The following is a 21,242-nucleotide window of genomic DNA, read 5'->3' as shown; positions in this document are numbered from 1 at the left end:
TGCGTGGGGATCAGTTGACTTCCAGCTGGCTGAACAAGGCCAGGCCGCGCAGGAGATCCAGTGCACGCGCCAGCTGGTAGTCCTGCTCGGGATCGCCCTGATCTTCGGGGGAGACCAGTTCCTCTTCTGTCGGTTCCTCCGTATCACCGCTCTCGGACCCGGCTTCGGGCTCCTCAGCCTCGCCGTCCTGACCATCTCGGCGGTCGAAGTCGTTCTCCAGATGACGCGGCAGATCTTCCTCACGGCGGATGAGACCATTGTCCATGCTCTCCAGGCGAGCCTGTTCCACCACGATGTCCGGCTCGATTCCCTTGGCCTGGATGGAGCGGCCGCTGGGCGTGTAGTAGCGCGCCGTGGTCAGCCGCATGGCCCCGTTTCCGGAAAGCGGGATCACCGTCTGCACCGAGCCCTTTCCGAAGGAGGGCGTGCCCATGACGATGGCGCGGCGGTGGTCCTGCAGCGCACCGGCGACAATTTCCGAGGCCGAGGCGGAGCCGCCGTTGATCAGGACCACGATGGGCAACCCTTCGGCCATGTCGCCGGAGTCCGCGTTCCAGCGCTGGGCGTCGTCCTCGTCGCGGCCACGCGTCGAGACGATCTCGCCGCGATCCAGGAAGGCATCGCTGACGCTGATGGCCTGTTCCAGCAGGCCGCCCGGGTTGTTGCGCATGTCCAGGACGATGCCCTTGAGCTCGTCCTCGCCGACCTCCTCGCGGATGTCCGCGAAGGCCTCCTGCAGTCCGCCAGTGGTCTGTTCCGTGAAGGACGTCAGGCGGATATAGCCGATATCCTCCTCGACGCGGCTGCGCACGGACTGGACCTGGATGATGTCCCGTGTGATCTCCACATCGAAGGGTTCCTGGTTGCCACGGCGGATGGTCACCTCGATCGTCGTGTCGACGGGCCCGCGCATCATCTTGACGGCCTCGTTGAGGTTCATGCCCATGACCTGTTCGCCATCGATGTGCGTGATCATGTCCCCGGACTGGATGCCGGCGCGAAACGCCGGCGTGTCGTCGATGGGCGAGACCACCTTGACCAGGCCGTCCTCCATCGTGACCTCGATGCCGAGGCCACCGAACTCGCCGCGCGTCTGTTCGCGCATGTCCTTGAAGCTTTCGCTGTCGAGATAGCCCGAATGAGGGTCGAGCTCGGAGAGCATTCCCTCGATCGCGGCCTCGACCAGTTCGCGGTCACTGACCTCCTCGACGAAATCTGCGCGAACACGTTCGAAGACCTCGCCGAAGAGCTTGAGTTGTTCGTAGGTGTCGCCTTCCTCGTTGTCCTGGGAAAAGGCCGGCGCGCTGATCATCAGAACAGCGGCCATCGTCACGGATAGGAGAAATCGCATCAGCCTTGCGCCTCATTGCTGCTTGTTTCGAGCCATGGCAGGGGGTCGATGGGCTGGCCGGCCCGCCTCAACTCTATGTAAAGTTCCGGGTCCTCGTCACCCGTTTCCTTCATGGAACCGACAGGTTCTCCTGCCATGACCCACTGGCCGGCTTCCACTGTCAGGCGATCGAAGCCAGCCAGAAGGGAATGATATCGTTCGTCGTGCTCAATGATCAAGATAAGCCCGTAACGCCGGAACGGACCAGCATAAGCTATCTTGCCGTCGAAAGGCGCCACAACCTGGGCCGCCTTGCGGGTCCGCAGGATCAGGCCCTCGGATACTTCCTCCTGCAGATCCGGATGCTGGTCGCCAAATCCGGCGGTTATGTGGCCGCGTGCCGGCATCACGAGCCCGCCGGGGTCTTCCGGGAAGCTGCGCAGATCGGGCGGCGGCTGACTGGGCAGGGCAGCCTGCTGGCGTTCGCGTGCCTCGGCGGCGGCTTGCTCCGCGGCCTCGGCTTCCTGTCGAGCGCGTTCCTGGTCGGCACGGCGTTGTTCCTCGGCGCGCCGGGCTTCCTCGCGTAGCCGTTCGGCCCGGGCTGCGGCTTCTGCGGCGGCCCTGGCCTCGGCTTCGCGGCGCTGGCGCTGGCGCTCGGCCTCGGCCTCCAGTCGTGCAATCAGGTCACGCAGATCCTCGGCTTCATCCGCAAGCTGGTCCAGGCGTTCCTCGGTACGCGCGCGTTCCGCGCGGGTCTCCTCTTCCAGTTCGCGCTTGCGTTCGGCCAGCTCATCGAGTTGCTGCTGTTCCTCCTCCAGGCGCTGGCGGCGCTGGGCCAGTTCGTCGCGCTGGTGGCGAATTTCTTCCTCGAGCGCCTGCTGTTCCTCCAGCTCCGTGCGCAGGCCGGCTGCCTGTTTCTCGATGCGTGGAATGGTGCTGCTCAGCAGCATGGCACTGCGCAGGCTGTCGAGGGGCCGTCCCGGCGCTCCCAGCACGGCATCCGGGGGGAAGACGGAGATGCGCTGCAGCGCCGCCAGGGTATCGCCCAGCTGCCCCTTGCGCCGGTCCAGGGACGCATCGGTGCGTAGGGCCTGGACATGGCGGACTGCCAGCAGCAGCTCGAGTTGGGTGATTTCGTTCTCCAGGTCCTGTACCGAAGCGGCCACCTCGACGCTCTCGCTGCGCACCTCCTCGATCTCGGCACGCAGGGCTTCGGCTTCTTCCTCCAGTTCCTGCGCGCGTTCGCGATCGCGTTCCAGCGCGCGCTCCACTTCCTCCAGCTGCTCACCCGCTTTCTCGGGGTCGGCTTGCCCGCTTTCCTGGGCCGCGGCGACTCCGGCCAACAGCAGCCACAGCCCGGCCGCAATAGGCAGCAGAGCAATCAGGCGGACAGGGCGAGCGAAGCGGGCAGGCATGCCCCGGATACTAGAGCAGGAACAGGTCCGGTGAAACGGGTAAGATGCGTCGCTTGTCCGCCATGTCCGACGGCTGTTTCACTCGCCCGTCAGGAAGCGGTAGCTCTTGGGCGTGCCATTCTCGGAGTCGAAGATCATGGGCACGCCGGTGGGGATCTCGACGCTCGAGATCTCCTCGGGGCTGTGGATGTCCAGGGCCACCAGCAGGGCCCGCACGGTGTTGCCGTGGGCACCCACCAGGACGTTCTTGCCGGCCTGGAGTTCGGGCAGGATCTCGCGCTCGAAATAGGGGCCGACCCGGTCGACCACATCCTTCAGGCTCTCGCCGCCCGGCGGTGCCACGTCATAGCTGCGCCGCCAGATGTGCACCTGCTCGTCGCCGAACTTCTCCGCCGTCTCGGCCTTGTTGAGGCCGGCGAGGTCGCCGTAGTCGCGTTCGCGCAGGTCGTCGTGCCTGGTGATGGTCCAGCCGCCGTTCTCGCGCAGGTGCTCGTTGTTGCCGCTAGCCGCCAGCGCGATCTCGGCGGTGTCATAGGCGCGCTTCAGGGTGGAGGCGAAGACACGGTCGAAGCGGATGTCCTGCATCAGCCGGCCCCCCTTCTCGGCCTCAGCGCGTCCCTTGTCGCTCAGCTCGACGTCGACGAACCCGGTGAAGCGGTTCTGTGCGTTCCAGTCGCTCTGGCCGTGGCGCAGCAGTACCAGACATCCCATGACTTGCTTTCTCCCGTATTTCTGTTTCCTGAGCTCTCTACAGCGCTCTCCCCCCTGGGGATGCGCCCCTTCTTATCTGTCCCGCCCGGCAAAGTGAAGTCCTGGGGCCTTACGCGGATAGCGCATCAGCTTCCGCGATGGTACGGGTGACCGGCGAGTATGGCATTGGCGCGGAAGACCTGTTCCGCCAGAAGCACGCGCACCAGCATGTGCGGCCAGGTCAGGCGCCCCAGGCTGATGGTCCGGTCGGCCCGCTGGCGCAGGCTGTCGCTCAGTCCGTCGGCACCGCCGATCAGGAAAGCCGTCTCGCGCACGCCCTGCTCGCGCCAGCCGCCAAGCAGGTCCGCCATCTGAAGGCTGTCCAGGCTGTCCCCCTGCTCGTCCAGGGCGATCGAGCGTGCGCCGTCGCGCAATGCCCGTCCGAGCAGTTCGCCTTCGCGCTGCTTGAGCTGCTCCGGGGCCAGGTTGCGCTTTTCCTCCACTTCCTGGAGTCTGAGCGGGCCCAGCAAGGCGCCCTTCTTCAGGCGTGCGGCATAATCTTCGTAAAGGGTTTTCTGGGCGGCAGAGCGGAATCGCCCGACGGCCAGGATACTGATCTGCATGGCAGTAAGTCCAAAGAGGAAGCGTGTCCGCTCGCAACAGGATGCGCGGAAGCCAACGGCACAAACTCCGCTCTTTCTGCCCCTGTTATCCGGGCGTAAGCTCGTGCGTCCTGCGCTGGTTCAGGCCTCCGGGTCGTGCGATCCTTCCGGCGTGGTTCCGCCCCACATCTTCTCGAGATTGTAGAACTCGCGAATTTCGGGACGGAAGAGGTGGATCACGACGTCTCCGGCGTCGATCAGGACCCAGTCGCAGTGGTTCGTGCCTTCCAGGGCAAGATCACTGACGCCCGCAGCTTTCAGTCGCTGGTGCAGGTGATCGGCAATGGCGCCCACCTGCCGGGCCGAACGACCGCTGGCGATGACCATGTAATCGGCAAAGGAACTTTTTCCGGAAAGGTCGATGATTACGGGTTCCACTGCCTGATCGTCTTCCAGGGAGGCCTGGATCAACTGGATCAGGCTGCTAGAATCGGTGCCGGGCGTGGCCTGCAGGCCGCCGGGCATCTCGGTGACGCTGTTCTGCGTCATGGCTTTGTCGAGTATGACAGTCTCACTCCTTGTCAGGGGCGAAAGCCTTCTTGGCGGGGCCTTCGCCAAAGCCGGTTGTCCCTGCGCCGCAACGCGCTTCGCTGCGGCGCTCTCTCAGTGCCGTTGCCGATAGGGGATTGAGCCGTATATGCAAGAACGTCCATGCCGGCGCAGATCGCCCTGCAAGCGTGGCGGCCCGGCGTTCCGGTATTCGGGCTTCGGCGAACCGCTGCGCTGCCTTGGCATACAACACACTTAGAGAATAAGACGGACGATCGAGAACCGCAACGGGGAGCGTACGAAAGATTTGCGACCAGCGCTGCCAGCGGTGGATCTGTGCCAGGTTGTCCGCCCCCATGAGCCAGACGAAATTCACCTGCGGGAAGCATTTTTGCAGGGCCTTGAGCGTATCCGTCGTGGCGCTGGTTCCCAGGGTGGTCTCCAGGGCCGTGGCGCGTAGGCGCGGATCCCGCGAGACCTGGCGGGCGCTGTCCAGGCGCGCCTCCAGCGGGGCCATGCCGGCCTGTTCCTTCAAGGGATTCTGGGGGCTGACCAGCCACCAGACCTCGTCCAGGTGCAGGCGCCTCAGGGCCTCCAGGGAGATATGGCGATGGCCATCATGCGCCGGATTGAAGGAGCCGCCCAGCAGGCCGATGCGCTGTCCCCTGGCGGGAAGGTGCCCGCCCAGGGCCTTCCCGAGCGCGGCGGGCGTGAGGCAGCGTGGCGGTTTCGAACCCGGGATCGGCATGAATCAGGTGTGCCGTTCTCAGGGGCGCGTGGCGCCGGCGCTGCGCACCAGGTACTTGTAGCTGGTCAGCTGGTCGGCGCCCACGGGGCCACGCGCATGCAGCTTGCCGGTGGCGATACCGATCTCGGCGCCCATGCCGAACTCGCCGCCGTCGGCGAACTGGGTGGAGGTGTTCTGCATGACGATGGCAGCGTCCACCCGGGCCAGGAAGGTGTCGGCCGCCTCGGCCTCCTCGGTGACGATGCATTCGGTGTGCCCGGAGCCATAACGCGCAATGTGGGCCAGGGCTTCCTCCAGGCCGTCCACGAGACGCACGGACAGGATGGCGTCGAGGTACTCGGTGGCCCAGTCGGCCTCGTCCGCAGGGATCACCGCGGAGTCCAGGGCCTGCACCTCCTCGTCGCCACGCAGCTCGCAGCCGGCGGCCCGCAGTTCAGACAAGAGGGGCGGCAGGAGCGTTTGCGCGACCTGCCTGTCGACCAGCAGGGTTTCGGCGGCCCCGCAGATGCCGGTGCGGCGCATCTTGGCGTTGACCACCAGCGGCGTGGACTTCGCGGGATCCGCGGCTGTGTGGAGATAGCAGTGATTGACCCCCTCCAGGTGGGCCAGGACGGGAATCCGGCTTTCCTCGCTTACGCGCTCGATCAGCCCGCGACCGCCGCGCGGCACGATCAGGTCGATGTATGTGTTGAGTCGCAACAGGTGACCCACGGCCTCGCGATCCGGTGTGGCCGGGCGCTGAAGGGCGGAGTCCGGCAGCTCCGCCGCCTTGAGGCCGGCCTGCAGGCAGTCGAGAATGGCCCCGGAGGAGTGGTGCGATTCCGAGCCGCCGCGCAGGATGGCGGCATTGCCGGACTTGAGGCAGAGGCCCCCCGCATCGGCGGTGACGTTGGGCCGGCTCTCGTAGATGATGCCGATCACGCCGAGTGGAACCGAACGGCGCTCGATCCGCAGGCCGCTGGGCTGTTCCCAGGCGGCCAGCGTGCGTCCCAGCGGGTCGGGCAGGGCGGCGATGTTCTCCAGCCCCGAGGCCATGGTCTCGATGCGCGCTTCGCTCAGCTCGAGGCGGTCCAGGAAGGCCTTGGCCGTGCCGCGGGCCCGGGCCTGGTCCATGTCCTGCCGGTTGGCGGCCAGGATGTCCTCGCTGTTGCGGCGCAGGGCGCTGGCGGCCTCGCGCAGGGCCTGGTTGCGCTGCGCCTCGCTGCTGATGGTCAGGGCCTGTGCCGCACTGCGGGCCTGCCGGCCCAGTGTCTGCATGTCCTCTGCCAGGCTGTCCCCGGTCATGGACCGGACTGTTTCCGCCGTCATTTTCCCTCTCCCTTGGCGAGGGGGGTGAGCACCAGGTCGTCGCGGTGAATCATTTCCTCGCGTCCACGGTAGCCAAGGATATCCTCGATGTCCCGACTCTTGTGACCGAGAATGCGCCGGGCGTCGAGCGCGCCGTAGGCCGAGAGACCGCGCGCGATGTCCTGGCCCGCGGGATCGCGGACGAGGACGGCGTCGCCGCGTTCGAAGTCTCCCTCCACGGCGGTCACACCCGCCGGCAGCAGGGAGCGGCCGGCGGCGAGGGCTGTCTGGGCTCCGGCATCGATGTGGATGACGCCGCTGGGCTTCAGGGCGCCGGCGATCCACTGCTTGCGGGCGGCCAGCGGTTCGGTCTCGGAGAGGAACCAGCTGCAGCGCGCGCCTTCGGCCAGGCGGCGCAGCGGCGAGTTGGCCCGGCCGTCGGCAATGGCCATGTGACAGCCGGCGCCCACGGCGACGCGCGCGGCGGCCAGCTTGGTGACCATGCCGCCCGAGGAGTGGCCCAGCGGTGCAGCCCCGGCCATGGCCTCTATCTCGGCGGTCAGGCGGGGAATGCGCGGAATGTGCTCGGCCGCGGAGTCGCGGCGCGGATCGCTGCTGTAGAGGCCGTCGATGTCCGAGAGCAGGACCAGGGCCTCCGCATTGATCATGGCGGCCACGCGTGCGGCCAGGCGATCGTTGTCGCCGAAGCGGATCTCGCTGGTGGCGATGGTGTCGTTCTCGTTGATGACCGGCAGGCTGCGGTGGCGCAGCAGGGTGTTCAGCGTGTTGCGCGCGTTCAGGTGGCGGCGGCGTTCCTCGGTATCGCCCAGCGTCAGCAGGATCTGCGAGACCGTGATGTCGTGGGCGGCCAGGACTTCCTGATAGGCGTGGGCGAGCCGCAGCTGTCCCGTGGCGGCGGCGGCCTGCTTCTCCTCCAGCTTCAGGCGCCCGTTGCCCAGGCCCAGATAGTGCCGGCCCACGGCGATGGCGCCCGAGGAGACCACGATGACCTCGCGCCCCTGGCCATGCAGCTCGGCCAGGTCGTGCGCCAGGCTGCGGAGCCAGTCGTAGCGGATGCTGCCGTCGCTCTCCTCCACCAGCAATGCCGAGCCGATCTTGACGACAAGACGCCGGGCGGACTCGAGGGGAGAGGACGTGTCAGTCATCGTGCCAGGACGCGGCCAGGTCATCCACGGCCTGCCGGCGGGCGGCCTCCGCCTCGGCCTCAGCGGCGCGATAGGACCGTATATGCTGCTGCAGCAGACGCAGGACGTCCTTCACGCCGCGACCGGAGATGCCGGAGATGGCATGGACCTCGCGACCGGAAGCCTCCGCCAAGGCCTGCTTCCGCGTGCGGATGGTCTCCTCGTCCAGCGCATCGGTCTTGTTCAGCGCCAGAACCTCGGCCTTGTCCGCCAGGACATCGCCATAAGCCTCCAGCTCGTGGCGCACGGTGCGCCAGGCGGCCGCCGGATCCTCCTGGGTTCCGTCCACCAGGTGCAGCAGGACTCCGCAGCGTTCCACGTGACCCAGGAAGCGGTCGCCCAGGCCGGCCCCCTGGTGGGCGCCCTCGATCAACCCGGGAATGTCGGCCAGCACGAAATCGGCATCGTCGTTGCGGATGACGCCCAGATGGGGATAGAGCGTGGTGAAGGGATAGTCGGCGACCTTGGGCCGGGCCCGGCTGACCGCCGAGAGAAAGGTGGACTTGCCGGCATTGGGCAGCCCCACCAGACCGGCATCGGCGATCAGCTTCAGGCGCAGCCAGACCCAGCGTTCCTCGCCCGGCCAACCGGGATCGGCCCGGCGCGGGGCGCGGTTGGTCGAGGACTTGTAATGGGCATTGCCGAAGCCGCCATCGCCGCCGCGCAAGATGGTGAGCGTCTGGCCAACCTCGGTCAGGTCGGCCAGCAGGGTTTCCTTGTCCTCGTCCAGGACCTGCGTGCCCACGGGCACCTTGATGGTGACGGTCTCGCCAGCGGCGCCGGAACGATCGCGCCCCATGCCGTGGTGGCCGCGCTCGGCCTTGAAGTGCTGTTGGTAGCGGAAGTCGATCAGGGTGTTGAGACTGTCCACGGCCTCGAAGACAATGTCACCGCCACGCCCGCCGTTGCCGCCATCGGGCCCGCCGTACTCGACATACTTCTCGCGCCGGAAGGAGAGGGATCCGGGTCCGCCGTCACCGCTCTTCAGGAAGATCTTGGCTTCGTCGAGAAACTTCATGGAAGGCGCTCACCTCAGGGTCGGACGGCAGCCGGGATGTGGAACGAAAAAGGGGGAATGGCACGCCATTCCCCCGGATTCTCGAACGCGGCAGGGTCCGCGATCTACTCGGCCGGCTCCTGGGTCGGCGTGACCGATACGTAGGTCCGGTTCTCGGCGCCCTTGCGATAGGCCACCTTGCCCTCGATGAGGGAGAAGATGGTGTAGTCCTTGCCGACACCGACGTTCTCGCCCGGGCGCCATTTGGTGCCGCGCTGGCGGATGATGATGTTGCCGGCCCGGACGTGCTCGCCGCCGAACTTCTTGACGCCCAGGCGGCGACCGATTGAGTCGCGCCCGTTCTTGGAGCTGCCGCCTGCCTTTTTCTGTGCCATTGCTGCTTACTCCTCGGTCTTTTCCGCAGCCGCCTTCTTCGGCGCTGCCTTCTTGGCCTTGCCGGCGCCGACGATATCGGTCACGCGGATCCGGCTCAATTCCTGACGATGACCGTTCTTGCGGCGATAATGCTTGCGGCGGCTCTTCTTGAAGACCGTGATCTTGTCGCCGCGCGTCTGCTCGAGAACCTCGGCCTTGACGCTGGCGCCGGACACGGTCGGGGTGCCCACCTTCGGGGCGCCGTCGCCACCCACCATGAGAACTTCGTCCAGGGAGACGCTGTCCCCGGCATTGGCGGACAACTTCTCGACCGTGAGAACGTCGTCTTTGGCGACTTTGTATTGCTTGCCGCCTGTCTTGATGACTGCGTACATGATGAAATGCCTGCGTTCGGACGTAGAAAACGACACGGAAGTCCATGCCTTCCATGCGAGAGGGGCGAATATAACCCTGGCAGACGTGCTGTCAACGCCTTTCCCCGTTGTTTTCCGCAGGGAAGAGGTGACCCGTTCAAGGCGTTGGATTAGGACGGGGCGGTAGAGATTTCAACCGAAAGGCTGCGATGCTCTTCCTGAAGAAGCTGCTGGGGGCCGTGCTCTCGCCGACGGGACTTGTACTGACGCTGCTGCTGGCCGTTGGCCTGCTGTTGCAGGTGGGCGACGTGCCGCGGCTGGCGCGCGGACTGGGCGTGGTCTCGGCGGTGCTGTTGCTGGCCTTTTCCCTGCCCTGGCTGCCCAACGCACTGCTGCGGCCTCTGGAGAGCCGCGTGACCCCCTTTAGCGGTCTGGAGGAGGGGCAACCGCGGCCGGCGGCCATCGTTGCGCTGGGGGCCGGGCATCATGTGCGCGCCGGGACGCCGCCCGCGGCCTGGCTGGGACGGGCGGCGGCGGCGCGACTGCTGGAGGCATTGCGCTTGCGGAGCCTGCCGGGTCTCGCGGAGGTTCCCGTCATCTTTACCGGCGATGCTGGGCGCGAGCCCGTGGCGGTAGCCGAAGCCATGAGACGGGCCGCGGTATCGCTGGGGGTGCCGGAGGCTCTGCTTCATGGGGAGACCGCCCCCCAGGATACGGCAGAGGAGATGGCGGTGCTGGCGCGCCGCCTGGGGGATGTGCCCTTCATCCTGGTGACCTCGGCGGCGCATATGCCGCGGGCGCTGGAACTGGCGGGTCGGGCCGGCCTGAAGCCCATCCCGGCGCCAACGGACTATCGCCTGGTGGACGCCTCTCCGGGCAGGGCTGAGACCTGGCTGCCGTCAGTCAGCCACATGCAGCGTGCCGATCATGCCCTGCACGAGTTTTTGGGGCTGCTGTGGCTGCGGATCACGGCTTGATACGGATCGGCGTGCCAACCTCGACCGCCCGCCAGATCTCCAGCATGTGGTGATCGCGCAGCGCGATGCAGCCATTGGTCCAGTTGGGCTCGTTGAAGACCTCCTTGCGGTATTCCGTGTCGTTGGGCATGCCGTGCAGCATGATCTGCCCGCCCGCGCTGACGCCATAGCGTTCGGCATAGGCCTTGTCCTCTTCGTTGGGATAGGTGATGCCCAGCGAGAGGAAGAAGCTGCTTTCGGGATTGCGCCAGCCGATGCGATAGGTGCCTTCGGGCGTGCGCTTGTCGCCCTCGAAGCGCTTGGGTCCCTCGGGACGCTTGCCCAGCTGGATCGGATAGCTGGCGAGGACTTCGCCGTCGCGGTAAAGCTCGAGAACGCGCTCGCCCTTGCGCACCTCGATGTAGTCGACGCCGGCTTCCAGCGCGGCCATCTGCCGGGTCTTCGGATCGTTTTGCCCCGCCGTTTCCCCCTGGCCGGCCGCAAGGCCGGGCAACAGCCACAGGACGATGCCGGCCAGCATCAGACATCTGCGCACCACTCTGCACATCATATTCCCCCCGGAACGACTTTCTGGGTGGAATGTTTAACACAATCCCTCTAGTTTTCAGCAGCAGATTTTGTGATTTCCAGACAATTCCCGAAGCAGGAATCCTAGCGGCAACGGGGGTGCGGCGGGATGGTTCGGATAAGTATAGAGGTCGTGCAAGACACCCCATGATGCGCACACTCCTTCAGCTCGCCTTCATCCTGCTTCTGGCGGGCGCGGGCTACTATGCCTGGCAGACTTATCTTCCCGCCGATACCGGCAGTGATGGCAATCCCTCACCGGGCGGTGATCAGAGCAGTCCTGTGGTGATAAGCGAGGTCCGGGTCGGCCGCGTGGCCGAGCGCGTGGAGGCGGTCGGCACGACAGAGGCCCGCGAATCCATCGAGGTGGTGCCCGAGGTGGCCGGACGCATCGAGGCGATCCATTTCAAACAGGGCGAAGAGGTGGCCGCCGGCGACCTGCTGCTCGAGCTCGACGCGACGCGCCAGCAGGCCGAGCTGCGCGAGGCCGAGGCCAATCGCCGCGACATGGCCCGCCAGCTGGAGCGGGCGCGCCAGTTGCTGACAAGCCAGAACGTGCCGCAAGCCCGGGTCGACGAACTGCGGGCTTCGCTGGAGGCAGCGAATGCTCGGGCGGCCGCCATCGAGACCGATATCGCCGACCGCAGCATCTCCGCCCCGTTCGGCGGCATGGTTGGCCTGCGCCGCGTTTCACCGGGGGCCTATATCGACAGCCAGACCGTGGTGACGACGCTGGACGACATCTCGGAGATAAAGATGGAGTTCTCGGTGCCCGAGCGTTTCATGGGCGTCCTGTCGCGTGGCCTGCCGGTGGAGGCAACCTCGACCGCCTGGCCCGGCGAAATCTTTGAAGGAACCGTCAGCGACATCGATACCCGGGTCGATCCGACGACCCGTTCGTTGCGCGTCGAGGCAACCCTGCCAAACGCGGATCGCCGCCTGCGCCCGGGCATGTTCATGGCGATGCGCCTGCTGGTCAGCCAGCGCGAGAACGCCGTACTGGTGCCGGAAATGGCTGTGGTGGCCGAGGGCGACCGGCCGCATGTCTATGTGCTCGAGGAGGGCGAGGGCGACAACGCCAGCGTGCGCCGCGTGGACATCGAGCTGGGCACGCGCCTGCCGGGCGAGGTCGAGATCCGCTCGGGGCTTTCGCAGGGCGATCGCGTGGTAACCTATGGCCTGCAGCGGCTGCAGGACGGCACGCAGGTACGCGTGGTCGGGTCCGGCGACGGCCCGGACCCCGGCGTCTAGACGGCGGGCGGGGGATCTTAGGACGTGTTCCTGTCGGATACATCCATAAAGCGGCCTGTCCTGGCGACGGTGATCAGCCTGCTGATCGTCGTGCTGGGCATCGCCTTCATGCTGCAAATGGCGGTGCGCGAGAATCCCGACATCGATCCGCCGGTCGTGTCCATCGACACGGTCTACACGGGCGCGGCCCCTCAGGTGATGGACAGCGAGATCACCGAAGTGATCGAGAGTGCCATCAGCGGTGTCGAGGGGATCCGCAACATCCAGTCGGAAAGCCGCGATGGACGGGCCGAGACCACCATCGAGTTCAACACCTCCCAGAACGTGGACCTTGCGGCCAACGATGTGCGCGATGCGGTTGGACGGGTGCTGTCGCAGCTGCCCGAAGAGGCCGAGGACCCCGTGGTCCGCAAGGCCGATGCCAACGCACGACCGATGATGTGGATCACCTTGACCAGCGACCGCCTGGATCCCTCGGAGCTGAGCGACTACGCCGAGCGGACGCTGACGGATCGCATGTCCATCCTGGACGGTGTCGCGCGCATTCGTATCGGGGGAGATCGTCGCTATGCCATGCGCATCTGGCTGGACCGGCAGGCCATGGCCGCCCGGGATCTGACGGTATCCGATGTGGAACAGGCCCTGCGGGGCGGCAACCTGGAGCTTCCGGCCGGGCGCCTGGAGTCCGAGGCGCGCGAATTGACCGTGCGCACGGAAAGCCGTCTGCGCGATCCCGAGGAGTTCGCAAGCCTGGTGGTGAAGCAGGAGGACGGCTATCAGATCCGGCTGGGCGAGGTGGCGCGCATCGAACGGGGCGTGGAGAGCGAACGTTCCATCCTGCGCTCCAACGGCGAGGGGGCCATCGGACTGGGCATCGTCCGGCAGTCGAAGGCCAATACCATCGAGGTGTCGGACCGTGTGCGGGCGGAGATCGATGCCATCCAGGGCGATCTACCCGAAGGCGTCGAACTGACCGCCAGCTACGACGAATCACTGTTCATCCGCGAGGCGATCAAGGAAGTGGTCAAGACGCTGCTGCTGGCCATCGGCCTGGTGGTGGTCATCATCTTCCTGTTCCTGCGCACGATCCGGGCCACTTTCATTCCCGCCGTGACCATCCCGGTCTCGCTGATCGGCGCCTTCATCATCATGGCGCCGCTGGGGTTCTCCATCAACGTGTTGACCCTGCTGGCCATGATCCTGGCCGTGGGCCTGGTCGTGGACGACGCCATTGTCGTGCTGGAGAACGTGCAGCGGCGCATCGAGGAGGGCGAGCCGCCGCTGGTGGCCGCCTTCCATGGCACACGCCAGGTTGGCTTCGCCGTGATCGCCACCAGCCTGACCCTGATCGCGGTCTTCATCCCCATCGCCTTCCTGCAGGGCAGCGTCGGGCGCCTGTTCGAGGAATTCGGCCTGACCATGGCGGCGGCCGTGGCCTTTTCCAGCCTGATCGCGCTGACGCTGGCGCCCATGCTCTGTTCCAAGTGGCTGAAGGCGCCTGACCGCACGCGCCGGCCCAACTGGTTCATGCGCAGCACGGAGGCCGGCCTGGACGGGCTGACCCGTGGGTATCGCTGGCTGCTGGAACGCGTGATCGTCTTGCCCCTCGCAGTGCTTGGTGTGGCCCTGCTGGTGGCTCTGCTCTCGGTGCCGCTGTTCTCCTTGCTGCCCAACGAGTTGACACCGACCGAGGATCGCGGGGTCATCATCATTCCCAGCACGGCGCCGGAAGGCGCGACACCGCAGGAGACCTTTCGCAGTGTCCTGCAGGTGGAGGAAGCCATCCGGCCGGTCTATGAGCGCGGGGATGCGAACCGGATCTTCTCCATTGTCGGGTGGGGCAACGTTCCCAACAGCGGATTCACGATCCTGGGGTTGGCCCCCTGGGACGAGCGCGACATGAAGCAGCAGGAGATCACGCAGGAGATCTTCCCCAAGATCCTCGCCATCCCCGGTCTGCGCGCCTTCGCCGTCAATCCGCCGGGACTGGGGCAGAGCTCCTTCGAGCAGCCGATCCAGATCGTTGTCGGGGGCTCCGATTACGAGACCGTGGGAAACTGGGCCGACCAGCTGGTGGGACGGGCATCCGAGAACCAGCGCATATTGAACCTGGATACCGACTACAAGGAAACCCGGCCGCAATTGAGCGTTTCCATCGATCGCAAGCGGGCCGCGGACCTGGGCATTCGCGTGCAGGATATCTCAACCACGCTCGAGAGCATGATCGCGTCGCGGACCGTGGGCAGTTATCTGGACCGGGGACGGGAATACGACGTGATCGTGCAGCTTGAGGACAGCGCCCGAATGACGCCGAGCGACCTGGAAAGCATCTTCGTTCGGGCAGACAGCGGCGAACTAGTGCCGCTCAGCAGTCTTGTGACCCTGACCGAGCGCGGTGCGCCACCGTCCCTGACCCGTGTGGATCGCCTGCCGTCCGTGACGATCACGGCCTCACTGGCTTCTGGCTATGACCTGGGTGAGGCCCTCGCCTATTTCGAGGGGCTTGCCGACGAGGAACTGCCCGAGTCGGCTCGTCTGAGTTACCTGGGGCAGTCCCAGGAGTTCCAGGAGAGCTCGAACGAGATCTACTTCACCTTCCTGCTGGCGCTGGTGATCGTCTTCCTGGTTCTGGCTGCCCAGTTCGAGAGCTTCATCCATCCGGCCATCATCATGCTGGTGGTGCCCCTGGCGGTGACTGGCGCGCTTCTGGCGCTCTGGCTGACCGGCATGTCGATCAACATCTACAGCCAGATCGGCGCCATCCTGCTGATCGGCCTGATGGCCAAGAACGGTATCCTGATCGTGGAGTTCGCCAACCAGCTGCGCGAGGAGGGGCGCTCGGTGCGGGAAGCCATCGTTGAAGGAACGGTGCTGCGCTTCCGGCCCATCCTGATGACGGCCATCTCGACGGTGGTGGGGGCGGTCCCCCTTGTCCTGTCCTCGGGGGCCGGGGCCGAGAGCCGTGGGGCCATCGGCGTGGTCGTGATCGGCGGGCTGGTGCTGGCCACCCTGCTGACTCTCTTCGTGGTTCCGGTGCTCTATGACCTGCTGGCGCGCTTCACGGCTTCGCGCAATGCCGTGGCGAAGCAGCTGGAAAGAGAAAGCCAGAGTGTTGTGAGCACAGCCCGGGAAGAAGGGCACCCGGCCGAATAGGCCGGGTGCAACCGTTCCGGAAAGGCCTGTTCAGGCGGCCGTGCCGCCCACGGTGATGGAATCGACCAGCAGGCTGGGCTGGCCCACGCCCACGGGCACGCCCTGTCCCTCCTTGCCGCAGGTGCCGATGCCGGGATCGAGCTGCATGTCGTTGCCCACCATCTTCACCTTTGTGAGCACGTCCGGGCCGTTGCCGATCAGGGTGGCGCCCTTGACCGCCGGGCCGATCTTGCCGTCCTCGATCAGGTAGGCCTCGGTGCAGGAGAAGGTGAACTTGCCGCTGGTGATGTCCACCTGTCCGCCGCCGAAGTGGACGGCATAGAGGCCCTTCTTCACCGCGGCGAACATCTCGCCCGGATCCTTGTCGCCGTTCAGCATGACGGTGTTGGTCATACGCGGCATGGGGATGTGGGCATAGGATTCGCGCCGTCCGTTGCCGGTGGGCGTCATGCCCATCAGGCGGGCGTTCTGCCGGTCCTGCATGTAACCGGTCAGGATGCCGTCCTCGATCAGGGTGGTCCGGGTTGTCGGCGTGCCCTCATCGTCGATGGTCAGCGAGCCACGCCGGTCGGGCATGGTGCCATCGTCCACCACCGTGACGCCGGGTGAAGCCACGCGCTCTCCCATCAGGCCGGCGAAGGCGGAGGTCTTCTTGCGGTTGAAGTCGCCCTCGAGACCGTGACCGATGGCCTCGTGCAGCAGGATGCCCGGCCAGCCGGGTCCCAGGATCACGGGCATTTCGCCGGCGGGCGTGTCGATGGAGCCCAGGTTGACCTCGGCCTGGCGCAACGCTTCGTCGGCCAGGGCCTTCCAGGAGTCCTCCTCCATCAGGCCGGTGTAGGCCAGGCGACCGCCCCCGCCCGCGCTGCCGGTTTCCATGCGACCGTCCTCCTCGAGGGCGACCGAGACGTTGAGGCGCACCAGAGGGCGTATGTCGGCCTGGCGCTCGCCGCCGGCGCGAATGATCTGAACGGCCTGCCAGTTGCCGGCGAGCGAGGCGGACACCTGCTTGACCCGCGGATCCTTGGCCCGCAGGTAGCTGTCGATTTCGCCCAGCAAGGCCACCTTGCTCTCGAAGGCCACGTCATTGAGCGGGTTGTCGCTGTTGTAGAGGCGCCGGTTGGTGCCCTGGGGCGGTTCGGCCATGACGCCACCACGGCCGCGGTGTACGGCACGCACCGTTTCACTGGCGCGATCCAGCGCGTCCTCGGAAAGTTCGCCGGCATGGGCGTAGCCGGCGGCCTCGCCGCTGACCGAGCGCAGCCCGAAGCCCTGGGAGGTATCGAAGGAGGCGCTTTTCAGGCGGCCGTCGTCCCAGCCGAGGGCTTCCGATTGCCGGTACTCCAGGAAGAGCTCGCCGTCGTCGGCGCCCTGCAGGGCCTCGTCGACCTGGGACTGGGTGCGTTCGCGATCCATGCCGGCGCGTTCGAAGAACAGCGCATCGGTTTCGGCGATCAGAGACATGAAGGAATCCTTATATTCGGTGGCACGGTCCGTCCATCCTGATATAGCGTTGCAGGGCGCAAATAACAGCACCGGAATCCTAGGATTCCGCATTCGGGGGGCCTTGAAAAGCATGAGTTACGCACTGCCATTGTCGGATCACCCGCTGCGCCAGGAACTTTCGGCGGAGGTGCATGCCCGACCCTACATGCACCTGAGCAAGAACGAGCGGGCCTCGCACCTGGCGCTCCTGACCGGGGAACACGGCGCTGATGAGGAACGTGCCCTGGTGGCCGAGCTCTGCCGCAAGCACGGCCAGCCGGCGCCGGCGGAGGGCAGCAACTTCCATGCGGTGGAACTGGGAGATTACCGCCTGCGCTGGGAGCGGCATACCGAGTTCACCAGCTACAGCTTCTTCGCCCGGGGCGAGGTTTTCTCCTACGGCCAGGCAGACGACCGGGAACGCTTTGCGCACACGGCCATGGACTTCGTGCCCTCCGACTGGCTTTCGCGGCTGCCCGGACAGGTCCTGGTCGGCATTCACATGGAAATGGAGGACGATCCGGGCGAAGGCGAAGAGGTGGATGCGGACGAGCTCGAGCGGATCCTCGAAATCCAGAACTTCGCCGGCAGCGCCGTCTCCGGCGGTGCCGCACGGGCCTGGATGAACTTCACGATCAATTCCGACGGCTTCGGACGGATCCTGGTACGCGATCGTCATCTGCGCCCGCGCCAGGCAGGGCGCCTTGTCCAGCGGTTGTTCGAGATCGAGACCTATCGCATGCTCTCGCTGCTGGGCCTGCCGCTGGCGCGCCGGCACGGCGCGGAGTTGACGGAACTGGGCAACAGCCTGATGGACATCACGGCCGAGTTCGCCCGCTGCGATGCCCTGGAGAGCGAGCAGGCGCTGCTGGCGCAGCTGACCGATCTCTCCTCGGAGATCGAGCGGATCGCGGCGGCCACCAACTTCCGCTTTGGCGCCACGCGCGCCTATTACGAACTGGTGCGCCGGCGCATCACCGAACTGCGCGAGGAGCGGATCGAGGGCATCCAGACCATCGGCGAGTTCATGGACCGGCGCCTGGCGCCGGCCGCCAACACCTGCGTGGCGGTGTCCGACCGCCTGGACACGCTGTCCAAGCGGGTGGCACGGGCCAGCCAGCTGCTGCGCACACGGGTGGACATCAAGCTGGAGGGCCAGAACCGCAATTTGCTGGAAACCATGAGCCGCCGGGCCAAGCTGCAACTGCTGCTGCAGGAAACGGTGGAAAGCCTGTCCGTGGCCGCCATCACTTACTACGGCGTGGGCCTGGTCTCCTATGCGGCCGAGAGCCTGAAGGCCAGCGGCCTGGACGTGCCCGGCAGCTTCCTGGACATGACCCCGGGGCTCGCGATACCGGTGGTGGCCGGGCTGGTGTGGTTCGGCATGCGGCGGGTGCGGCACCTTATCGGGCGCGAGGTCAAGGACGAGATGGCGCAGGAGGACTGAGACCTAGTCTCGTGCGCAGTTTTGCGGCAAAACGCCGCATAACCTCGGGAGCCCCGGGGACTTTCGCTATACTCGGCATCCAGCTAATGAGGTCTGCAAAGAGGCGTGAAAGACCGGGAAGCCGCTTGAGAGGCGGCAGGGAGTAAGCTAGGTTGCGCACCTCGAAAGTGGGGCGGACGGCTTGTGTGCCGATCACCCGGAAGCGGAACTGCCCAGAAACGCGGTTTCCGCGGCCGGGTCCGCACGTTCAGGCGAAGACGGGAAAAGATAAGATGGCGCTTGTTTCTCGATGGGCCACCACTGTTGTGGCGGCGTTCTATGCACTGATGGCACTGGCGGTGCCGGCCAATGCCCAGGGACAGGGAGAGCCGGTGCCCTGGGGTCTGGGCCTGCAGGAGGCCGCATCCGTCATCAAGACGCAGATGCAAGATTTCCACAACATGCTGCTGGTGATCATCACGGCCATCACGCTGTTCGTGCTGGCCCTGCTGATCTACGTGATGGTTCGCTTCAGAGCCAGCAAGAACCCGACACCGTCCAAGACCACCCACAACACGCTGATCGAGATCGTCTGGACCGTGGTGCCGGTGCTGATTCTGGTGATCATCGCCGTGCCGTCGTTCAAGCTGCTCTATGCCGAGGACCAGATTCCCGACTCCGAGATGACCATCAAGGCCACCGGCAAGCAGTGGTTCTGGACCTATGAATACGAGCATCCGGAGGAGGGTCTGTTCCAGTTCGACTCCTTCATGCTGACCGATGAGGAGGCGGCCGAGGAGGGTCTGCCGCGTCTTCTGGCCACTGACACGGCCGTGGTGCTGCCGGTTGATACCAATATCCGCATCCTGGTGACGGCCGGCGACGTGCTGCACTCCTTCGCCATGCCCGCCTTCGGGATCAAGACGGACGCGGTGCCCGGGCGCATCAACGAGACCTGGGTGAATATCAAGGAAGAAGGCACCTATTACGGCCAGTGCTCGGAGATATGCGGGCAGGGCCACGCCTACATGCCGATCATGATCAAGGCGGTCTCCCAGGAGGAATACGAGGACTGGCTGGATCAGGCAGCCGAGGAATATGCGGCCGCGCCCGGCCAGAACAGGCCCATACAGCTTGCCGACGCCGCGCGCGCCGAATGATCCGATAGCAGGGAATGAATGAGATGGCTGAAGCCGAAACACACGATTCGCACGATCATCACGATCACAAGCCGGGGTTCATAACCCGCTGGTTCTTCTCAACGAACCACAAGGACATCGGGACGCTCTATCTGCTGTTCGCGATCATCGCGGGGCTGATTGGCGGGCTGTTCTCGCTCTTCATGCGCATGGAGCTGCAGGATCCCGGCGTGCAGTTCCTGACCAGCGGGGGCGAGCCCGACGGTCAGATGTGGAACGTGCTCATCACGGCGCACGGCCTGATCATGGTGTTCTTCGTGGTCATGCCGGCACTGATCGGCGGCTTCGGCAACTGGTTCGTGCCGCTGATGATCGGGGCGCCGGACATGGCCTTCCCGCGCATGAACAACATCTCCTTCTGGCTGCTGGTACCGGCCTTCCTGCTGTTGCTGGGGTCCGCCTTCGTGGGCAGCGGTGCCGGGACCGGCTGGACCCTCTATCCGCCACTGTCATCGGCGCTGGGCCATCCCGGCATGTCGGTGGACATGGGGATTTTCGCACTCCACCTGGCCGGTGCGTCCTCGATCCTGGGCGCGATCAACTTCATCACCACGATCTTCAACATGCGAGCGCCGGGCATGACGCTGCACAAGATGCCGCTGTTCGTCTGGGCCATGCTGGTGACGGCCTTCCTGCTGCTGCTGGCCGTGCCGGTGCTCGGCGGCGCCATCACCATGCTACTGACCGACCGCAACTTCGGCACCAGCTTCTTCGACCCGGCCGGCGGCGGTGACCCGATCCTGTTCCAGCACCTCTTCTGGTTCTTCGGGCACCCCGAGGTCTACATCATGATCCTGCCGGCCTTCGGCATCGTCAGCCACGTGGTCTCGACCTTCTCCAAGAAGCCGGTCTTCGGCTATCTCGGCATGGCCTATGCCATGGTCGCCATCGGCGTGGTCGGCTTCGTGGTCTGGGCGCACCACATGTTCACGGTGGGCCTGGACGTGGATACCAAGGCCTACTTCACCATGGCCACGCTGATCATCGCGGTGCCGACGGGCGTGAAGATCTTCAGCTGGATCGCCACCATGTGGGGCGGGTCCATCGAGTTCAAGACGCCCATGCTCTGGGCCCTGGGCTTCATCTTCCTGTTCACCATCGGTGGCGTGACCGGCGTGGTGCTGGCCAATGCCGGCATCGACACGGTGCTGCACGACACCTACTACGTGGTGGCCCACTTCCACTATGTGCTGAGCCTGGGAGCTGTCTTCGGCATCTTTGCCGGCATGTACTACTGGCTGGGCAAGATGAGCGGCCGCACCTATCCGGAGTGGGCCGGGAAGCTGCACTTCTGGACGACCTTCATCGGCGTCAACCTGGTGTTCTTCCCGCAGCACTTCCTGGGCCTGCAGGGCATGCCGCGCCGCTACATAGACTATCCCGACGCCTATGCAGGCTGGAACTTCGTCTCCTCCATCGGGGCCTACATCTCCTTCGCATCGACGCTGTTCTTCGTCGGCATGCTGATCTGGGTGCTGGCCGCCGGCCGCAGGGTCGGAGAGAACTACTGGGGCGAGGGCGCCACGACCCTGGAGTGGAGCGTGAGTTCGCCGCCGCCGTTCCATACCTTCGAGGAACTGCCTCGGATCAAGTAGGGTAAACAGGGCCGCCC

At 65.8% G+C, this 21,242-nt stretch carries 19 protein-coding genes; 6 read left to right on the top strand and 13 right to left on the bottom strand.

Translation table 11 applies throughout. The annotated features are described in order from the left end of the window. Positions 1-10: 10 nt before the first annotated feature. The 11 genes from ACFOW6_RS03010 to rplU form a co-directional block, all read right to left on the bottom strand. Positions 11-1,351 carry a S41 family peptidase gene (locus ACFOW6_RS03010; protein ID WP_382420845.1) on the bottom strand — a complete coding sequence of 447 codons (1,341 nt, stop codon included), beginning with the start codon at positions 1,349-1,351 and terminating at the stop codon, positions 11-13. Continuing rightward, on the bottom strand, positions 1,351-2,745 hold the full coding sequence (locus ACFOW6_RS03005) for a murein hydrolase activator EnvC family protein (RefSeq protein ID WP_382420844.1): 1,395 nt from the start codon (positions 2,743-2,745) through the stop codon (positions 1,351-1,353). The genes ACFOW6_RS03010 and ACFOW6_RS03005 overlap by 1 nt, the downstream gene beginning before the upstream one ends. Positions 2,746-2,823: 78 nt before the next feature. After that, the gene (locus tag ACFOW6_RS03000) at positions 2,824-3,456 is read right to left on the bottom strand and encodes a 2,3-bisphosphoglycerate-dependent phosphoglycerate mutase (RefSeq protein WP_382420843.1); all 633 of its coding nucleotides are present in this window, start codon (positions 3,454-3,456) and stop codon (positions 2,824-2,826) included. A 125-nt stretch (positions 3,457-3,581) separates the two neighbouring features. Further along, entirely contained in the window at positions 3,582-4,058 is a 477-nt protein-coding gene (rlmH, locus tag ACFOW6_RS02995; RefSeq protein WP_382420842.1) for a 23S rRNA (pseudouridine(1915)-N(3))-methyltransferase RlmH, read from the bottom strand. Positions 4,059-4,178: 120 nt separating this feature from the next. After that, on the bottom strand, positions 4,179-4,586 hold the full coding sequence (gene rsfS / locus ACFOW6_RS02990; protein ID WP_382420841.1) for a ribosome silencing factor: 408 nt from the start codon (positions 4,584-4,586) through the stop codon (positions 4,179-4,181). 22 nt (positions 4,587-4,608) lie between these two features. Continuing rightward, positions 4,609-5,334 (bottom strand): nicotinate-nucleotide adenylyltransferase, encoded by a 726-nt coding sequence (locus ACFOW6_RS02985; RefSeq protein WP_382420840.1) that lies wholly within the window; start codon positions 5,332-5,334, stop codon positions 4,609-4,611. Positions 5,335-5,352: 18 nt separating this feature from the next. Then, positions 5,353-6,642, bottom strand: coding sequence for a glutamate-5-semialdehyde dehydrogenase (locus ACFOW6_RS02980; RefSeq protein ID WP_382420839.1), 1,290 nt, complete (start codon positions 6,640-6,642; stop codon positions 5,353-5,355). After that, positions 6,639-7,787: a glutamate 5-kinase gene (gene proB, locus ACFOW6_RS02975; RefSeq protein ID WP_382420838.1), complete on the bottom strand. Its 1,149-nt coding sequence runs from the start codon at positions 7,785-7,787 to the stop codon at positions 6,639-6,641. Before proB ends, ACFOW6_RS02980 begins: the two co-directional genes overlap by 4 nt. Continuing rightward, positions 7,780-8,844 carry a GTPase ObgE gene (gene obgE, locus ACFOW6_RS02970; protein WP_382420837.1) on the bottom strand — a complete coding sequence of 355 codons (1,065 nt, stop codon included), beginning with the start codon at positions 8,842-8,844 and terminating at the stop codon, positions 7,780-7,782. The genes proB and obgE overlap by 8 nt, the downstream gene beginning before the upstream one ends. Positions 8,845-8,948: 104 nt before the next feature. Next, the gene (rpmA, locus tag ACFOW6_RS02965; protein ID WP_382420836.1) at positions 8,949-9,218 is read right to left on the bottom strand and encodes a 50S ribosomal protein L27; all 270 of its coding nucleotides are present in this window, start codon (positions 9,216-9,218) and stop codon (positions 8,949-8,951) included. 6 nt (positions 9,219-9,224) lie between these two features. After that, complete coding sequence (gene rplU / locus ACFOW6_RS02960) at positions 9,225-9,593, bottom strand: 50S ribosomal protein L21 (RefSeq protein WP_382420835.1); 369 nt, start codon at positions 9,591-9,593, stop codon at positions 9,225-9,227. 188 nt (positions 9,594-9,781) lie between these two features. Here rplU and ACFOW6_RS02955 point away from each other — a divergent pair, with 188 nt between their 5' ends. Continuing rightward, positions 9,782-10,549 (top strand): ElyC/SanA/YdcF family protein, encoded by a 768-nt coding sequence (locus ACFOW6_RS02955; RefSeq protein WP_382420834.1) that lies wholly within the window; start codon positions 9,782-9,784, stop codon positions 10,547-10,549. Here the strand turns inward: ACFOW6_RS02955 and ACFOW6_RS02950 are convergent. Continuing rightward, a complete protein-coding gene (locus ACFOW6_RS02950; protein ID WP_382420833.1) occupies positions 10,539-11,087 on the bottom strand; it encodes a L,D-transpeptidase family protein in 549 nt (182 codons plus the stop codon). The genes ACFOW6_RS02955 and ACFOW6_RS02950 overlap by 11 nt on opposite strands. 176 nt (positions 11,088-11,263) lie before the next feature. Here ACFOW6_RS02950 and ACFOW6_RS02945 point away from each other — a divergent pair, with 176 nt between their 5' ends. Together ACFOW6_RS02945 and ACFOW6_RS02940 are read left to right on the top strand one after the other, a co-directional pair. Continuing rightward, positions 11,264-12,367: an efflux RND transporter periplasmic adaptor subunit gene (locus ACFOW6_RS02945; RefSeq protein WP_382420832.1), complete on the top strand. Its 1,104-nt coding sequence runs from the start codon at positions 11,264-11,266 to the stop codon at positions 12,365-12,367. Positions 12,368-12,391: 24 nt separating this feature from the next. Beyond that, positions 12,392-15,520 carry an efflux RND transporter permease subunit gene (locus ACFOW6_RS02940; RefSeq protein ID WP_382420831.1) on the top strand — a complete coding sequence of 1,043 codons (3,129 nt, stop codon included), beginning with the start codon at positions 12,392-12,394 and terminating at the stop codon, positions 15,518-15,520. 30 nt (positions 15,521-15,550) lie between these two features. Here the strand turns inward: ACFOW6_RS02940 and tldD are convergent, their stop codons facing one another. Then, positions 15,551-16,984: a metalloprotease TldD gene (gene tldD, locus ACFOW6_RS02935; protein WP_382420830.1), complete on the bottom strand. Its 1,434-nt coding sequence runs from the start codon at positions 16,982-16,984 to the stop codon at positions 15,551-15,553. A 112-nt stretch (positions 16,985-17,096) separates the two neighbouring features. Here tldD and ACFOW6_RS02930 point away from each other — a divergent pair, with 112 nt between their 5' ends. The 3 genes from ACFOW6_RS02930 (at position 17,097) to ctaD (ending at position 21,225) form a co-directional block, all read left to right on the top strand. Further along, positions 17,097-18,452 (top strand): DUF3422 family protein, encoded by a 1,356-nt coding sequence (locus ACFOW6_RS02930; protein ID WP_382420829.1) that lies wholly within the window; start codon positions 17,097-17,099, stop codon positions 18,450-18,452. Positions 18,453-18,724: 272 nt separating this feature from the next. Next, complete coding sequence (gene coxB, locus ACFOW6_RS02925; protein WP_382420828.1) at positions 18,725-19,591, top strand: cytochrome c oxidase subunit II; 867 nt, start codon at positions 18,725-18,727, stop codon at positions 19,589-19,591. A 23-nt stretch (positions 19,592-19,614) separates the two neighbouring features. Next, positions 19,615-21,225 (top strand): cytochrome c oxidase subunit I, encoded by a 1,611-nt coding sequence (gene ctaD / locus ACFOW6_RS02920; protein ID WP_382420827.1) that lies wholly within the window; start codon positions 19,615-19,617, stop codon positions 21,223-21,225. Positions 21,226-21,242 lie beyond the last annotated feature (17 nt).

The sequence above is a fragment of the Fodinicurvata halophila genome, assembly GCF_042651425.1.
In the GTDB taxonomy this organism is placed as follows: domain Bacteria; phylum Pseudomonadota; class Alphaproteobacteria; order Kiloniellales; family DSM-21159; genus Fodinicurvata; species Fodinicurvata halophila.
Note: the sequence above shows the minus strand (reverse complement) of the source record. Positions and strands in the feature narration are given on the sequence as shown.

Coding starts and splice junctions, on each gene's coding strand:
- ACFOW6_RS03010 (WP_382420845.1), bottom strand. CDS start 1,351: ATGCGATTTCTCCTATCCGTGACGATGGCCGCTGTTCTGATGATCAGC.
- ACFOW6_RS03005 (WP_382420844.1), bottom strand. CDS start 2,745: ATGCCTGCCCGCTTCGCTCGCCCTGTCCGCCTGATTGCTCTGCTGCCT.
- ACFOW6_RS03000 (WP_382420843.1), bottom strand. CDS start 3,456: ATGGGATGTCTGGTACTGCTGCGCCACGGCCAGAGCGACTGGAACGCA.
- rlmH (WP_382420842.1), bottom strand. CDS start 4,058: ATGCAGATCAGTATCCTGGCCGTCGGGCGATTCCGCTCTGCCGCCCAG.
- rsfS (WP_382420841.1), bottom strand. CDS start 4,586: ATGACGCAGAACAGCGTCACCGAGATGCCCGGCGGCCTGCAGGCCACG.
- ACFOW6_RS02985 (WP_382420840.1), bottom strand. CDS start 5,334: ATGCCGATCCCGGGTTCGAAACCGCCACGCTGCCTCACGCCCGCCGCG.
- ACFOW6_RS02980 (WP_382420839.1), bottom strand. CDS start 6,642: ATGACGGCGGAAACAGTCCGGTCCATGACCGGGGACAGCCTGGCAGAG.
- proB (WP_382420838.1), bottom strand. CDS start 7,787: ATGACTGACACGTCCTCTCCCCTCGAGTCCGCCCGGCGTCTTGTCGTC.
- obgE (WP_382420837.1), bottom strand. CDS start 8,844: ATGAAGTTTCTCGACGAAGCCAAGATCTTCCTGAAGAGCGGTGACGGC.
- rpmA (WP_382420836.1), bottom strand. CDS start 9,218: ATGGCACAGAAAAAGGCAGGCGGCAGCTCCAAGAACGGGCGCGACTCA.
- rplU (WP_382420835.1), bottom strand. CDS start 9,593: ATGTACGCAGTCATCAAGACAGGCGGCAAGCAATACAAAGTCGCCAAA.
- ACFOW6_RS02955 (WP_382420834.1), top strand. CDS start 9,782: ATGCTCTTCCTGAAGAAGCTGCTGGGGGCCGTGCTCTCGCCGACGGGA.
- ACFOW6_RS02945 (WP_382420832.1), top strand. CDS start 11,264: ATGATGCGCACACTCCTTCAGCTCGCCTTCATCCTGCTTCTGGCGGGC.
- tldD (WP_382420830.1), bottom strand. CDS start 16,984: ATGTCTCTGATCGCCGAAACCGATGCGCTGTTCTTCGAACGCGCCGGC.
- ACFOW6_RS02930 (WP_382420829.1), top strand. CDS start 17,097: ATGAGTTACGCACTGCCATTGTCGGATCACCCGCTGCGCCAGGAACTT.
- coxB (WP_382420828.1), top strand. CDS start 18,725: ATGGCGCTTGTTTCTCGATGGGCCACCACTGTTGTGGCGGCGTTCTAT.
- ctaD (WP_382420827.1), top strand. CDS start 19,615: ATGGCTGAAGCCGAAACACACGATTCGCACGATCATCACGATCACAAG.